This window comes from Pseudidiomarina xizangensis, assembly GCF_052541995.1.
In genome coordinates, this window is sequence record NZ_JBOBQA010000005.1 from 34,120 (window position 1) to 49,540 (window position 15,421).

General features: G+C 50.3%; 11 protein-coding genes. 7 read left to right on the plus strand and 4 right to left on the minus strand.

What is annotated here, in order from left to right:
- Position 1 precedes the first annotated feature (1 nt).
- From moaE to modC, 4 genes are read left to right on the plus strand one after another with little or no spacing between them, the layout of a single operon-like run.
- Entirely contained in the window at positions 2–460 is a 459-nt protein-coding gene (gene moaE / locus ACQ5ES_RS10550) for a molybdopterin synthase catalytic subunit MoaE (RefSeq protein WP_445016618.1), read from the plus strand.
- Positions 457–1,197: a molybdate ABC transporter substrate-binding protein gene (modA, locus tag ACQ5ES_RS10555; RefSeq protein ID WP_445016620.1), complete on the plus strand. Its 741-nt coding sequence runs from the start codon at positions 457–459 to the stop codon at positions 1,195–1,197. Before moaE ends, modA begins: the two co-directional genes overlap by 4 nt.
- On the plus strand, positions 1,181–1,828 hold the full coding sequence (modB, locus tag ACQ5ES_RS10560; protein WP_445016622.1) for a molybdate ABC transporter permease subunit: 648 nt from the start codon (positions 1,181–1,183) through the stop codon (positions 1,826–1,828). Before modA ends, modB begins: the two co-directional genes overlap by 17 nt.
- Entirely contained in the window at positions 1,825–2,910 is a 1,086-nt protein-coding gene (gene modC, locus ACQ5ES_RS10565) for a molybdenum ABC transporter ATP-binding protein (protein WP_445016624.1), read from the plus strand. The genes modB and modC overlap by 4 nt, the downstream gene beginning before the upstream one ends.
- Here modC and ACQ5ES_RS10570 read toward each other — a convergent pair.
- The 3 genes from ACQ5ES_RS10570 to narL form a co-directional block, all read right to left on the minus strand.
- Positions 2,830–4,506 carry a thiamine pyrophosphate-binding protein gene (locus ACQ5ES_RS10570; protein WP_445016626.1) on the minus strand — a complete coding sequence of 559 codons (1,677 nt, stop codon included), beginning with the start codon at positions 4,504–4,506 and terminating at the stop codon, positions 2,830–2,832. The two genes, modC and ACQ5ES_RS10570, sit on opposite strands and share 81 nt — an antisense overlap.
- Before the next feature lie 67 nt (positions 4,507–4,573).
- Entirely contained in the window at positions 4,574–5,794 is a 1,221-nt protein-coding gene (gene moeA / locus ACQ5ES_RS10575) for a molybdopterin molybdotransferase MoeA (RefSeq protein ID WP_445016628.1), read from the minus strand.
- Entirely contained in the window at positions 5,787–6,443 is a 657-nt protein-coding gene (gene narL / locus ACQ5ES_RS10580; protein ID WP_445016630.1) for a two-component system response regulator NarL, read from the minus strand. The genes moeA and narL overlap by 8 nt, the downstream gene beginning before the upstream one ends.
- Before the next feature lie 271 nt (positions 6,444–6,714).
- Here narL and ACQ5ES_RS10585 point away from each other — a divergent pair, with 271 nt between their 5' ends.
- Complete coding sequence (locus ACQ5ES_RS10585; RefSeq protein ID WP_445016632.1) at positions 6,715–8,070, plus strand: MFS transporter; 1,356 nt, start codon at positions 6,715–6,717, stop codon at positions 8,068–8,070.
- Here the strand turns inward: ACQ5ES_RS10585 and ACQ5ES_RS10590 are convergent.
- Entirely contained in the window at positions 8,067–9,881 is a 1,815-nt protein-coding gene (locus tag ACQ5ES_RS10590) for an ATP-binding protein (RefSeq protein ID WP_445016634.1), read from the minus strand. The genes ACQ5ES_RS10585 and ACQ5ES_RS10590 overlap by 4 nt on opposite strands.
- Before the next feature lie 263 nt (positions 9,882–10,144).
- Between ACQ5ES_RS10590 and ACQ5ES_RS10595 the strand changes: the two genes are divergently transcribed.
- On the plus strand, positions 10,145–13,864 hold the full coding sequence (locus ACQ5ES_RS10595) for a nitrate reductase subunit alpha (RefSeq protein WP_445016636.1): 3,720 nt from the start codon (positions 10,145–10,147) through the stop codon (positions 13,862–13,864).
- Between the two features lie 21 nt (positions 13,865–13,885).
- Positions 13,886–15,421, plus strand: a complete 1,536-nt coding sequence (narH, locus tag ACQ5ES_RS10600; protein ID WP_445016638.1) for a nitrate reductase subunit beta — start codon at positions 13,886–13,888, stop codon at positions 15,419–15,421.

Sequence of the window (15,421 nt, forward strand, 5' to 3'; positions counted from 1 at the left end):
CATGAACCCAGAGATACGCGTACAACAGGCTGACTTTGATGTTGCAGTGGAATATCAACGTTTGGCACAAGCCAGTAACTGCGGTGCTGTGGTTACCTTTGCTGGTTTGGTACGTGAGTTGGAAGACGCCGAACTTGAGGCGATGACGCTTGAGCATTATCCGGGCATGACCGAGCAAGTCTTAGAAGATCTGGTTGAACAAGCCCAACACCGCTGGCAGTTAGGCCGCGTAACGCTTATCCACCGCGTCGGACGGTTAACCCTGAATGAGCAAATTGTTTTTGTTGGAGTGGCGGCGCCACATCGCCAAGCAGCCTTTGCCGCAGCTATGTTTATTATGGATTATTTGAAAACTCAGGCGCCCTTTTGGAAGCAAGAGCATACCATCGAGCGCAGCTATTGGGTCGCCGCCAAAGATTCCGACAAAGAAGCCGTGCAAGCTTGGCAAGGTGATGTATGAGTTACCGTGTTTTCGCCCTAACGCTGGCCCTATTCTCGACCTTAGTGGTAGCAAAAGAGAGGGTGCATATTGCTGCAGCATCCTCGTTGCGGGGACCTATCGAAACCATCGTTGCTGAGTTTGAAACTCAGCATCCCGATTATCAAGTTTACATTAGCTACGCCGCAACGGGGAAACTCGTCGCGCAGGTACAGCATGGGGCTCCCTACGCTTTGATTCTTGCGGCGGAGCCTGATTACCTGGATGAACTGCACACACGGCAATTGACGTTGGCGGCTCCCGCACGCTTCAGTTATGGCCAGCTGGTATTATGGCACCCTCAACTGCAGGGGCCGGCAACTGAACTGATTGCTAAAGCTGAGCGAATGGTTTTAGCGCAACCACGGCATGCTCCTTACGGAAAAATAGCGTTAAGCTATCTGCAACAGCAGTTTCCCGCGACTGACTTCACCGGTCGAATGGTGTACGGAGAAAATGTCGCACAGGCTGCGCACCGCGTTTATGTTGGTGCGGTGCCCATTGGTTTTGTTGCACTTAGTCAGATGCTGCAACTGCAGGTTCCACGCGCGGACTATACCGTACTGCAAGATGTTCCGCCTCTGCCACAGGCAATGGTACTCACCTTAGCAGCACGATCGCAATCAGGCGCTCAGTTGCTTTATACGATGTTGCTCGAAGACGCGGCACAACAGGTACTTGCTAACTATGGGTACATAAACCATGTTACAAGCGAGTGATTGGCAAGCCATTGGTCTAACACTGCAGCTGGCAAGCGTCACAACCTTGGTACTATTACTACTGGGCACTCCCATTGCTTGGTGGTTGGCATTTAGTTCGTCACGCTGGCGCGCGGTGGTGCAAGCTATCGTGGCCATGCCGCTGGTGTTGCCACCCACAGTACTTGGTTTTTATCTCTTGCTGTTACTTAGTAATAGTTTTGCCTTTACCTTTACAGGCATTGTTATTGGCAGTGTTATCTACTCCCTGCCATTTGCCGTGCAGCCGTTGCATGAATCTTTTCGCGCGATGGGACGGCGACCGTTACAAATTGCGGCAAGTCTTGGTGCTGGCAGTTGGGATCAGTTTCGTACCATCGTTCTTCCCTTGTGCCGAGGTGGGTTTGTGGTCGCGGCAACTTTGGTTTTCGCGCATACCCTTGGTGAGTTTGGCGTCATTTTGATGATTGGCGGCAGCATTCCAGGTGAAACCCAAGTGTTATCGGTATTGATTTACGACCACACCGAAGCGCTCAACTACCGCGCCGCGCACACCTTGTCGTTAGGCATGATTGCTGTTGCTATGCTGGTCTTGATTATTGTTTATGGGCGCTGGTCGAAGTCTCCGCTGCAACTGAGGTCAGAACGATGAGTTTAAAGGTGCAATGCAGCTTGCCATTGCAGCACTTTTCGCTGGAGGTCAATGTGTGTATTCCGAGCCAGGGAATTACCGCGATAGTGGGGCCTTCAGGTAGTGGTAAAACTACCTTTTTGGAAGTTCTTGCCGGGGTGCGACGGGTTGCTGATGCAGAGGTTAGCTTTAACCAGACTGTTTGGCAGCGGCGGGAGTTTTTACCGTTAAACCAACGTCGGGTGGGCTTGGTGCTGCAACATCCGAGTTTATTTCCGCACTTAAATGTTGCTGATAACTTGCGCTACGGCTGGGAGCGAGCGCGTGGTAGTAAATCATTGCAATGGGATGAGGTGATCGCTGCTTGTGATCTTGCTGCGTTACTGCAACAGTTGCCGGCGCAGTTGTCAGGTGGTCAACAGCAACGCGTTGCATTTGCCCGGGCACTGTTGGCCCAGCCACAGTTGCTGATTCTCGATGAGCCTTTCTCAGCTCTTGATGATGACGCGCGCGAGTATTTTGTTAGTTACCTACGCCAGTTAAGTGAACACCATCAGCTGCCGATTATTTGGGTGAGCCACCAGCTTAGCGATGTGGCTCAGGTAAGTGACACGCTGGTGCAGTTCAGCCAGGGTAAAGTATCAAGTCACGGCCCTACCGTAAGTGAATTACAACGCGAACCCTTACGCTCAAAACTGGCACTTTCCGTGCTTGATACCCACTATGACGCGACGCAGCAGACCACAGAGGACTGCTGGCGACTGGAGCTTGCTGGACAAGCCTTGGTATTACCAAAACCACAATGGCAAAATCAACAGTCAAGCACTTCTGTTAGATTGCGCGTGTTTGCCCGGGATGTCAGTTTGACGCGTGAATTCGTTGGTGAATCAAGTGTGCAGAACCAGCTTTCAGCTGAGGTGATGGATAGCTTTCCAGCACGACATCCCGCCGAGTTAGTGGTGCAACTGGCGGTCGGCGAGCAGTATTTGCTGGCCCTTATCACAAGAGCGTCCTGGCAGCGCTTAGGTCTGCAGCGTGGAACTCGCGTCGTCGCTCACCTGAAGGCTGCTGCCCTGCACGAAACGTTGCGCGAAACCTTGTAGTCGAGGACTTCGTTGCCGCCCTAACTGCACTTCGATAACATGCATATCAGAAGGGTCCTGCCAAGCCTGCTGAAATGCTTCCAGAAAGTTTTCTGCCGATGTTGCGACCTGTGTGAGGGCCCCTTGTGCACTTGCGATTGCAAGCAAATCACAAGGCGGTAAGGCGACGCAGTTTAAGCCGGGTGAAAAGGCATCTATCATATCCCAACGGCGATTATTCAACACCACGACGATTGGCTTAGCGCCGTGTTGTTTAAGCTGGCACAGCTCTAAACCTGTCATAAGAAAAGCGCCGTCGCCGACCAGCACGACAGACCGTAGTCCAGAGCTAACGTGAACCCCTAAAGCGGCCGGAATGCTAAATCCCATTGAAGCATAGTAAGCGGGCGCCAGCACGTGATTAGCATGAGCGTGGAGCGAGGCAAATAAGCAATCACCGACATCACTGATAATAGGCACAATTTCTGCTTGGTCGGCAAGCTCTGCGTCGATCAGTTCAACCAAGGTCGTGGCATCCCACTTCCCGGTACGCCATGAGTCTGCAATCGAGTAGTGCAACGCAGGTTGTCTGGAGTACCAGGTTTCGTGACGAGGTAAATCTGCGCAGAGCAAAGTTTCACAAAGTGGCCCGAGCTGCACAGTTTGGAAGCTTTGTTCTGAGAGGTACGTAGTGCCCTGGTGCAGCTGCATGACGTTCTCACCATAGGCAAAACCTGGATAACTGGCAAAGTTGGTGTCGTTGACAATCACGCCAAAGTGGACGATCAAATCGCTTTGGCTCAGCAGTTGGTAGGGATGTGCCTGAGCTTCATCGCAGGAACTACCGTCATCAACAAAGGCACCGTGAAAGCAGGGATGATCGGGGGCAATTGCCGCGCGCGCCAGAAAGGTAGTGAGGATAGGTATATTCAATTGCAACGCAAGCTGTTCGAGTGCTTCTGCGGCACCGAAGCGTTGGACTTCGATGCCGACTAAAAACACCGGACGTTTAGCGTTGCGCAGACGGACTGCAATGGTTTCCTGTAATTGTTGTTGTTCAATTAATGGCATAGCCAGAGGCGTGTAAGGCGGTAATTGCTGACATTGAAAATCGACCGCATCGCGCGGTACTTCAATAAGCACTGGACGCGATTGCTCACGACAACACTGTAACGCCGCACGTAATAGTTCCGGGGCGCGAACAGGATCATCAAGGCGAACTTGCAACTCAGTGACTTCGGCAAAAACGCGTCGCTGCGAGTCAATGTCTTTGGCTTGATGGTGAATAGCAATGTTGCGCGCCAGTTCACGTTGACCGGGAAAGCCAGCGATAATAATCAGTGGAACGCGTTCAACGTAAGCTTGTGCGACTGCGTTGACAGCGTTAAGAGCTCCTGCGCCGTAAGTCAGCACAGCTGCACTGGGTGTGCGCGAAAAGCGCGCTGCTGCATCAGCGGCATAGACAGCACTGGGTTCATGGTTCAGGCTGTAAAACGGTAGCTGCCCACCGTTTTGCAATTCCTGCAATAACGGCAGAATAAAGTCGCCCGGAATGCCAAACATGGCGTTGCAGCCAAATTGTTTCAGTTCTGCCGTCAATAGATCAACAAATCGCATCGGAATGACTCCACACCAAAGTTGCGAAAAGGCTAGTGTGAAGTAGTCCGAAGGAAGGTACTTTGATCTACGTCAGCAGGCTGTCGAATGGTTGAATCGTGATAATCTCTTCGGCATCAATTGTACCTCGATCTTGTTCAAGCACGAGAAAGCAATTTGCCTGGGCGACCGAAGTTAACACGGCAGAACTTTGACTGCCTGCGGGTTCGGCCCACAGCTGACCATCCCGTTGATTAAAGTGACCGCGCTGGAAATCCATGCGACCTGGTTTTTTCTTAATACTGGTGCTGGCTCGCGCTTGTAATTGCAAGGGTGGCGAAAAATGTTCGCCTGCTAAACGCCGTAGCATGGGTTGCACGATTTGAACCATAGTTACCACCGCGGCGACTGGGTTGCCAGGCAGACCGCAAAACCAAGACTGATCGAGGCGTCCGAATGCGAAAGGCTTGCCGGGCTTCATAGCAATTTTCCAAAAACCGATTTGCCCAAGTTTGGTCATGACCTCTTTGGTGTAATCGGCATCGCCCACCGATACTCCTGCACTACTTATGATCACATCGGCGCTACGCATGGCTTGCCTGAAGGCATGCTCGAGCGCATCACAGTTATCGGCAATCAGGCCAAGGTCGAGAACTTCCGCGCCGAGACGTTGCAGCATGGCATGAAGCGTAAAACGGTTGCTGTCATAAATCTGACTGTCAGCCTGTAGTTTTTCTCCCGGCAACACTAGTTCGTCGCCGTTTGAAAATAAAGCCACCCGAAGACGACGAAACACTTCTATTTTGGCACAGCCAAGCGAGGCCAGTATGCCGATGTGAGTAGGTGTTAAACGTTGCCCTTGAGTCAGGATAACAGCACCTTTATGGATGTCGCTGCCCTGTGGGCGAACGTTATCACCGGCGTGCACATTGGTTTGGCAGCGGATGGCACTGTCGATGCGCTCAACCTGTTCCTGCATAATAACGGCATCGCAGTCAGCGGGCATTTGTGCACCTGTGGTAATACGCACGCAGCTTTGTGGTGCTAGTTCACCGGCATAGGGATGCCCAGCAAGGGCTGAACCGACGATCTTTAGCGGGGCATCAATAGTGGCTTCAGCCGCGCGCACGGCATAACCGTCCATTGCTGAATTATCATATCCTGGAACGTCGATTTCGGCGTGTATTGGGCGCGCAATAATACGATCAAGCGCATCCTGCAGCGGCACAGTTTCGGTTTCGTGTAGAGGTTCAATCTGGTGCTGTATGGTAGCTAAAGCATCGGCAACAGGCAGCCAGTGATCACTCATGCTTACCACCTTGTTGATTAACCATCCATACTGCTGCTTCAACGCGTGAGCGCAGGCCTAATTTTTTAAGCAGGTGTTTAACATGTACTTTTACGGTGCCGTCGGAAATATCGAGTTCACGTGCAATAACTTTATTGCTCATGCCTTTAGCGATATGTTTTAGGATTTCCAGCTCGCGGTTGGTTAAACTATCGAGCTTACCTGTTCCCTGCGGAGCTGGACGCCGCAAGGCTGTCGCTAATACCTCGGTAATGACCTCACTTAGTACCATTTTCCCCTGAATTGAACGTTTGATTTGTTCAATGAGTTGTTCAGGTTCCATGTCTTTTAACAGGTAACCATCAGCACCATTAGTAATCGCAGCGACAACATCTTCGTCGGCATCGGAAACTGTGAGCATAACGATTCGTGAGGTAACGCCCCCATCGCGCATATGCTTCAGCGTTTCAAGACCGTCCATTCCCTGCATATTCAAATCCAAAATAATGAGGTCAGGGTCAAGTTCCACAGCTTTGGGGATGGCATCTTTGCCATTGTTAAATTCAGCAACGACCTCGAGATCGTCTTCAAGCGAGATTAATTGCTTGAGACCTTTTCGGAGTAACGGATGGTCGTCGACCAGCATAATGCTAGAGCGCAGTTCAGACATAAAAATCTCCTCATTCGATAGTTAGCTATTTTTACACACTTCTTGCGCTATCGCATGACTTCGATACCTGACAGCGCGTCAACTGGGCAGTGATGGAAATTTAATAAATCACCAATAATACAATAAAATCAATATGTTAAAACAAAAACATACCTAACTAGTGATAGTTGCGATATCTCTTAATAACTGCTTTTTAACTCTTTCGTAAACTTGCCGTGAGGTAGTGCCATCGACGATCCTATAGTTATTGTAGTTGCGAACAGGGTTTATTGTGCCTCATGCTCTAGCCACTGAAACAGTTGATAAAATCACAGCACTACACGTGATTGCCAGCACTGCCATTTGGATGTGCTGGAGCGTGTTGGTGGTGTTGTTGTATGCCCTTGATCTTGGCTTCACGATTGCTGAACTGTTCGGTTTGCTGGCGTTGACAGGTTTTTCCGCAGCGGGTTTCCAATTGCTGTGGTTCGGGCTTGGTGAACGCGCTCTTCAGCCACAGTTTATTCGCAGAACAACGATTCTCTTGCTGTTGCCAGCGCTGGGCTTTATCTATTGTTTTACAACGGGGAATTATTCCCTTGTGTTGTTGCGATTGCTGGCAATTGCCTGCGGAATTGGCGGAGCCCAACTTTATGTAAGACGGCGCAGACATGTCACCGCAAACCAAAGCATGGGGTGGGACTTAGCGGTTACCGCAAGTATTGGCGGTATTGGTATTGTTCTTGCGCAAATTGGTACGCCGTTTGTAGCGCTTTGGCAAGGGCCGTTCGCCACACCGCAAGGCGCAGCAGAAACAACCATCAGTATTGGAACATTATTGGGGAGCGTGCGGCCCGAGCAAAATCTATGGTTGAGTAATTTAGGTTGGTTTACCGCATTCGTGGTGGCAGGCTTAATGCTTGTGAATGTCCTGCGACGACCACGTGCAAGAGCTTATGGGTGGCGTTCTGAGCAGCCAACACGGCGCTATTTTTTGCGTAACCCCCATACCTGGGTGATGACCTTGCTTTATATTATGGCGTTTGGCTCATTTATTGGTTTTGCGTTGGCGTTTCCGCTCATTTTGCAGTTTTTGTTTGGTTTTAGCCGTGAATGGCAGGGGGGTGAACTTATTCGTGTAATGAGCAACGATTATGCGCCTCAGGCTCTCACCTACGCCTGGTTAGGGCCGTTAATTGGTGTAGTAGCCAGGCCTTTAGGAGGTTGGCTTGCCGATCAGTACGGCGGCTCTCGCGTCACTATGGTGTGCGCTCTGGTGCTGGCGGTGGCTAGTTTAACCGCATCAGTATTAACCGATAAGGCATATCACAGCGGTGCACCAGAACACTATTTTCTCTTGTTTCTACTTACATTTTTTGTGTTGTTTGCGGTTTCCGCATTAGCCAGCAGCGCCATATACCGGTCGGCTAGTGTACTTTTCCCGACGAATCAGCTCGGTATCGCGCTGCGTTGGCTGGCAGCTTGTGCAACGGCTGGCGCGGGTTATATTCCGTTGATGTGGGGGGTACAGAGCTATACTGCAACACCATCGTTAGCCTTGGTTGCGTTTGCGATATTCTATGCGCTATGTGCTGCAATTGTGGCGACCGTTTACTTGCGGCGCCACAGCGTATACTTCAATCCTTAAGTGTTACTTGCAGCGAGCGCCTGACGTTCTTTCAAATGATCAGGCTGGAAATCAAAATAGACGCCAGTGCCACCTTCAGGTCGCCGGACAATTTCAATGTCACCGCCTAAGTGCTTACTCCGTTCCTGCATAATAGCCAAACCGTAATGGTTCCACTTCTCGGCCTCTTGAGGAATACCGACGCCATTGTCTTCAATCGACAAACTTATGCGGTAATGGCCAGTTTCTTGTAAACGTATGATGACCTCAGAACCCTGACTATGATGAATCGCATTCTGGCAGGCTTCACGAATTATCTGTAACAAATGAATCTCTTCGTGGGGAGCCAAAGGCGCGTTTGCCAGTTGGTAATCGAGCCGGAATTGCAGGTCTGATTGTTCACTGAATTGCTTCAGAGTTGTTTGCAAGGCATTAATCAACCCTGCGCCATCGACTTTCAGCCGGAAGGTTGTTAGTAGCTCTCTTAGTTGACGGTAAGCAGAGGTTAAGCCTTCACGTAATTCTTGCGAGACATCTTCAATCACCTCTTTATCGTCTTTAGCAATCGCTTTATCAAGCCGGGTAACTTGAATTTTTAAATACGATAATGCTTGTGCCAACGAGTCATGTAGCTCACGCGCAATAACGGTACGCTCTTGAATTAACGCCAGCCGGCGCACTTGATCTTCTTCTTGCTTGAGGCTTAAAGCAAGAGCAAGTTGGTCTGTGACAGATTGCAGCAATTGTTGCTGCCACTCATCAAGTTGTTCACTACTCGAACATCGTGCCACAAGCACGCCATAGTAATGGTTGTCGCGCTCTAGTGGGTAGCGATAAACGCGCATGTTGTCCATCACACTGACACCACCTCCAGCGGTCACGCATTCAGCGCAATCAATGCCGGCACAGGCATCGTCTTCAGAATTCTCAGGTTGTACTTGTAGGTAAGGCTTATCACCTACAGGCGTAATCAAACACAGCTCAAGATCATCGATTTGTGAGGCATGTTTAAGGCCGTCGATGATGTTACTGAAGTCTTGATAGCCTGGGGAGCGCTCAATAATGTTTCGCGCCATGTTGTATAAAAATTCCAGCTTTGTATTGCTACGCTGGACAGCTTGAGTCTGTTCATCGACACGTTTTTCAAGATTGCCATACATATAGCCGATGGCATCATTCATCTTATTTAAGGTAGTGGCGAGTACGCCTAGCTCGTCTGCTAAGGGGTGCTTAACTCGTGCGGTAAAGTCACCTTGACCAATGCGCCGCGCTGTTTGCGTCAAGAGCTGTAACGGTTGTCGCACGCGAGTGCGGAGCCAATAGGCGATAAAACTAGCAAGCGCTATTGTGCTAAATAATGACAACACCTGAATTAGCCGAATGGCGCGGATACGTGATTCCGCCTCATATTGTAGCGCTTCGACCAAATCATTAAGTTCCGCCATGAAAGGGATCAATTCTTGCTCGAGTTGTGATGCCGAAATGTTGCCGGCATCAAGTCTTTCAAGCAGTTCTCGCGAGCTTTGGCGAGCGGCACGAAACTGCTTACTCAGTGCTGAATTACCGTGGTTCAAGCGATTAAAGACTGGATGTTGCCAGGTGGTATCCAGGGTCGTTGCGAAATCTTCGGGAACCTCATTTTGCGGGTCGATAAGGTGGTGCGCAGCATAACGATAGCTTTGCATACGCAAAGAACCGGCTTTGTTGATCGCTAACGCATCTTGGTCAGCACGTTCGGATAACCAATAGGACGCAAGTAGGGTGGCGACGGTCAGAGCAACCATCAAACTTAGGGCGATCCCGATACGGGTTACGATGGAAAACTGGCGCATAGCAACTCAATTGAAAAAGTGTTCACGGCATAGTTTAACTGCAATTGGGTTTAATGGGCTACCTCCTTTGTGTTCAACCCATCGCAATAAAAAACCAAACAAACGCTAAGTACAATAAAATCATAAAGTTAACGATATTTTATTCTACCTATTTGGTAGTAAAAAAGCCTCTTCCTCCTTGCTCTCACCCGCGGTCGACCTATGGCAAACGCTTCAGTACTTCGCCACACTTAGCGCGTTCGACATCGACCAGGAGTTTGAGGATGAGTCACCTACTCGAAAAATTGCGTTTCTTTAAAACGCGTAAGGAACCCTTTGCAGATGGGCATGGGGTTACCACAGATCAAGATCGTTCATGGGAAAGCGGCTATCGCCAGCGTTGGCAGCACGACAAAGTTGTTCGTTCAACCCATGGGGTGAACTGTACTGGCTCATGTAGCTGGAAAATTTATGTTAAAGACGGACTGGTAACCTGGGAAACCCAGCAAACAGACTATCCGCGTACCCGCCCAGATTTGCCGAATCACGAACCACGCGGTTGTCCACGCGGAGCAAGCTATTCTTGGTATATCTACAGTGCGAACCGCTTAAAATATCCAAAGATGCGCCAGCAACTGATGAAACTTTGGCGTGAAGCTAAAGAACAGCATAGCGATCCAGTTGAAGCCTGGGAATCTATCGTTAGCGACCCAGTTAAAGCGAAAAGCTATAAAGAGCGCCGTGGTTTAGGCGGCTTTGTCCGCGCCAGCTGGGATGAAGTCAACGAGTTAATCGCTGCAAGTAACGTCTACACAGCGAAAACCTATGGCCCTGACCGTATTAACGGCTTCTCGCCAATCCCGGCGATGTCTATGGTTTCTTATGCTGCAGGGTCGCGTTATTTATCGCTGATCGGTGGTAACTGTTTAAGTTTCTACGATTGGTACTGTGATTTACCTCCAGCTTCACCACAGGTTTGGGGTGAGCAAACTGACGTGCCAGAATCGGCCGACTGGTATAACTCCAATTACATTATCGTTTGGGGTTCTAACGTTCCGCAAACCCGTACACCAGATGCACACTTCCTGACTGAAGTCCGGTACAAAGGTACCAAAACCTGTGTTATTACCTCGGATTATTCAGAAGCCTCTAAGTTTGGCGACACGTGGCTGTCACCGCGTCAGGGTACTGATTCGGCGTTAGCGATGGCGTTCGGCCACGTCATTCTGACTGAGTTTTATATCAACAAACCAAGTAGCTACTTCAACGACTACGTGCGTCGCTACACCGACATGCCTATGTTAGTCATGCTCGAACCTGGCGAGAAAGTCCTCAATCAGGGCCGCTTCCTGCGTGCTGCGGATTTGGTAGACAATCTGGGCGAAGACAATAACCCAGACTGGAAAACCATCGCTTTCAATGAAGAAGATCAGCGCTTAACCAGCCCGAATGGTGCTATTGGTTATCGCTGGGGCCAGAAAGGTAAATGGAACCTTGAGCAGAAAGATGCAAAAGGCGATCTGAAGCTGGCATTAACGCTGAAAGAGAGCCATGACGAAATCGTCGAAGTTGGCTTCCCATACTTTGGCTCTGCACCACACGAGTACGAATACTTCCAGCACACTCACCATGATGAAGTACAAATTCGTAAAATCCCGGCCAAGCGCATCGAGCTTGCCAATGGTGAAACCGCACTGGTTGCGACCGTGTTTGATTTGATGCTGGCACAGTATGGTGTCGACAATGGCATGAATGACGAAAACCGCGCACAAAGTTACGATGACGACGTCCCTTATACACCTGCATGGCAAGAGCAAATCACCGGTGTTAAACCCGCTGACGTTATTCGTATCGCGACTGAGTTTGGCCGCAATGCGGACAAAACCAAAGGTCGTTCGATGATTATCGTCGGTGCGGCTATCAATCACTGGTACCACATGGACATGAGTTACCGCGGCTTGATCAACATGCTAATGATGTGTGGCTGTATCGGGCAAAGCGGCGGCGGTTGGGCGCACTATGTTGGACAAGAAAAACTACGTCCACAAACGGGCTGGCAACCGCTGGCATTCGGTTTGGATTGGCAGCGTCCACCACGTCAGATGAATGGTACTTCGTTCTTCTATAACCATTCCAGTCAATGGCGTTATGAAAAACTGGATATGAGCGAAGTGGTATCGCCACTGGCAGATAAAAACAAATGGCAAAGTTCGATTATCGACTACAACACCCGCGCTGAGCGCATGGGTTGGTTGCCGTCTGCGCCGCAGTTGGGCATTAACCCGCTGAGCGTCGCCGAGAAAGCAAAAGCAGCTGGTAAAGAAGTAAAAGACTATTTGGTTGAACAACTGAAAAGCGGAGATATCCCCTTCGCCTGTACCCAGCCGGATGACCCAAAGAACTTCCCGCGGAACATGTTTATTTGGCGTTCGAATCTATTGGGCTCATCAGGTAAAGGTCATGAGTACATGCTCAAGCACTTCCTGGGTACAACCCACAAAACCTTTGGTGAAAACCTCGGTGAAATGGGTGGTAAAAAACCTGAAGACGTCGAGTGGGTTGATGATGGCGCTGAAGGCAAGGTTGATCTGTGGGTAACGCTCGATTTCCGTATGTCGACCACCTGCCTGTACTCAGACATTGTGTTACCAACTGCAACCTGGTATGAAAAAGACGATATGAATACGTCTGACATGCACCCGTTTATTCACCCACTGACTGCAGCTGTAGATCCCGTCTGGGAAGCACGCAGTGACTGGGAAATCTTTAAAGGTATTGCAAAAGAGTTCTCCAAGGTCTGTCAGGGGCATCTGGGGGTTGAGCAAGATGTGGTCACCACGCCGATCATGCACGACTCCGCTGGCGAAATGGCGCAACCTTACGGCGTCAAAGCCTGGTGGAAAGGTGAGTGTGAAGCCATTCCTGGTGTCACTATGCCAAATATTACCGTGGTTGAACGCGATTATCCGAATACCTACCACCGCTTCACCTCGCTTGGGCCAGCACTGGAGAAGTTAGGCAACGGCGGCAAGGGGATCAATTGGGATACTAAAGAGGAAGTCGATTTCCTCGGCAAACTGAACCGCGTTCATCATGAGGAAGGCGCTAACAAAGGTCGGCCGATTATTGACAGTGCCATCGATGCCTGTGAAGTCATCCTGTCGCTGGCACCAGAAACCAACGGTCATGTGGCGGTGAAGGCATGGGCGGCATTGGGCGAGCAGACCGGGCGTGATCACACCCATCTGGCGAAGCCGAAAGAAGACGAAAAGATTCGCTTTCGCGATATCGTCGCACAACCACGGAAGATTATCTCGTCACCGACCTGGTCTGGTCTGGAAGATGAGCACGTCTCCTACAACGCGGGTTACACCAACGTACATGAGCTGATTCCATGGCGGACGATTACCGGGCGACAACAGTTTTATATGGACCACGAATGGATGCGTGATTTCGGTGAAACCTTATGTGCCTATAAGCCACCGATTAACCTGAAGACCGTGCAGCCGGTGCTGAACAAAAACCAGAACGGCAACAAAGAGATCGTGCTGAACTGGATTACTCCGCACCAGAAGTGGGGTATTCACAGCACCTACTCAGAAAACCTGCTGATGCTGACCTTGTCACGCGGCGGTCCAATTGTCTGGATGAGTGAAATCGACGCTAAGGCGGCCGGAATTGAAGATAACGACTGGATTGAAATCTTCAACGTCAACGGTTCGATCAGTGCGCGGGCCGTGGTATCTCAGCGGGTTCCGGAAGGCATGAGCATGATGTATCACGCGCAGGAGCGTCTGGTAAATATCCCAGGCTCTGAACTGACCGGTACACGCGGTGGTATCCACAACTCAGTCACACGGGCGGTGATGAAGCCGACCCACATGATTGGTGGTTACGCTCAACAAGCCTATGGCTTTAACTATTACGGCACAGTTGGCTGCAACCGCGATGAATTCGTGGTTATCCGCAAGATGGATAAAGTCGACTGGCTGGATACTGAATAACGTTGGAGTGAGGACAATACGATGAAAGTAAGAGCTCAAATTGGCATGGTGCTGAATTTGGACAAGTGTATTGGCTGTCATACCTGCTCCATCACTTGTAAAAATGTCTGGACCTCACGCGAAGGCGTGGAGTACGCATGGTTCAACAACGTTGAAACCAAACCCGGTATCGGCTTCCCGAAAGAGTGGGAAAACCAGGACAAGTGGAATGGCGGCTGGGTGCGCAATAAGAAAGGCAAACTGGAACTAAAAATTGGTGCCAAGCGCCGCGTGTTGGCGAATATTTTCGCCAACCCGGATTTGCCTGAAATCGACGACTACTACGAGCCGTTTGATTTTGATTACCAACACCTGCACACGGCGAAAGACACCAAGCATCAGCCGATTGCCCGGCCACGTTCACTGATCAGCGGTCAGCGCATGGAGAAAATCGAGTGGGGGCCGAACTGGGAAGAAATTCTTGGTACGGAATTCGCCAAACGGAAGAAAGACAAAAACTTCGACGAAGTCGTGCAAAAAGATATCTACGGTCAGTTTGAAAAGACCTTCATGATGTATTTGCCGCGGTTGTGCGAGCACTGTCTGAACCCGGCTTGTGTTGCTGCTTGCCCGTCAGGTGCAATTTATAAGCGCGAAGAAGACGGCATCGTGCTCATCGATCAGGACAAATGTCGCGGCTGGCGCATGTGTGTTTCTGGCTGTCCGTACAAGAAGATTTACTACAACTGGAAAACCGGTAAATCAGAAAAATGTACGTTCTGTTACCCGCGTATTGAAGCTGGGCAACCGACCACCTGTTCCGAGACCTGTGTAGGACGTATCCGTTATCTGGGCGTACTGCTTTATGATGCTGACCGCATCGAAGAAGCAGCTAATACCCCGAACGAGCAAGATCTTTACCAGGCACAGCTTGATATCTTCCTGGACCCGCATGATCCGGAAGTGCAGGCGGCAGCGCGCAAAGAAGGCATCGCTGATAACTGGATTCAGGCGGCACAACGCTCACCAGTTTATATGATGGCAATGCAATGGAAAGTTGCGTTACCACTGCATCCCGAATACCGCACCCTGCCGATGGTTTGGTATGTGCCACCACTGTCACCAATTCAAAGCGCGGTTGAGGCAGGTCATGTCGGTATGAACGGTGAGATTCCAGACCTGAAATCGCTGCGTATTCCATTACGTTATCTGGCAAACATGCTCACCGCCGGCGACGAATTCCCGATTGTCCGGGCGCTGGAACGCATGATTGCGATGCGTGCTTACAAACGCAGCCAGCACGTTGATGGTGTCGAAGATCTTGACGTACTCAAGCAGGTCGGTTTGACCCAACATCAAGTTGAAGAAATGTACCGTTATATGGCGTTGGCCAATTACGAAGATCGGTTTGTGATTCCAACCAGTCATCGTGCCTATGCTGAAAATGCTTACGACCTGAAAGGTAGCTGCGGCTTCACTTTCGGTAATGGTTGTAGTGACGGCAACAACGACGTGAACCTGTTTGGGGCGAAGAAGCAAAGCGTGCGCCAGGTCATTCCGGTCACGGTGAAGGAGTAA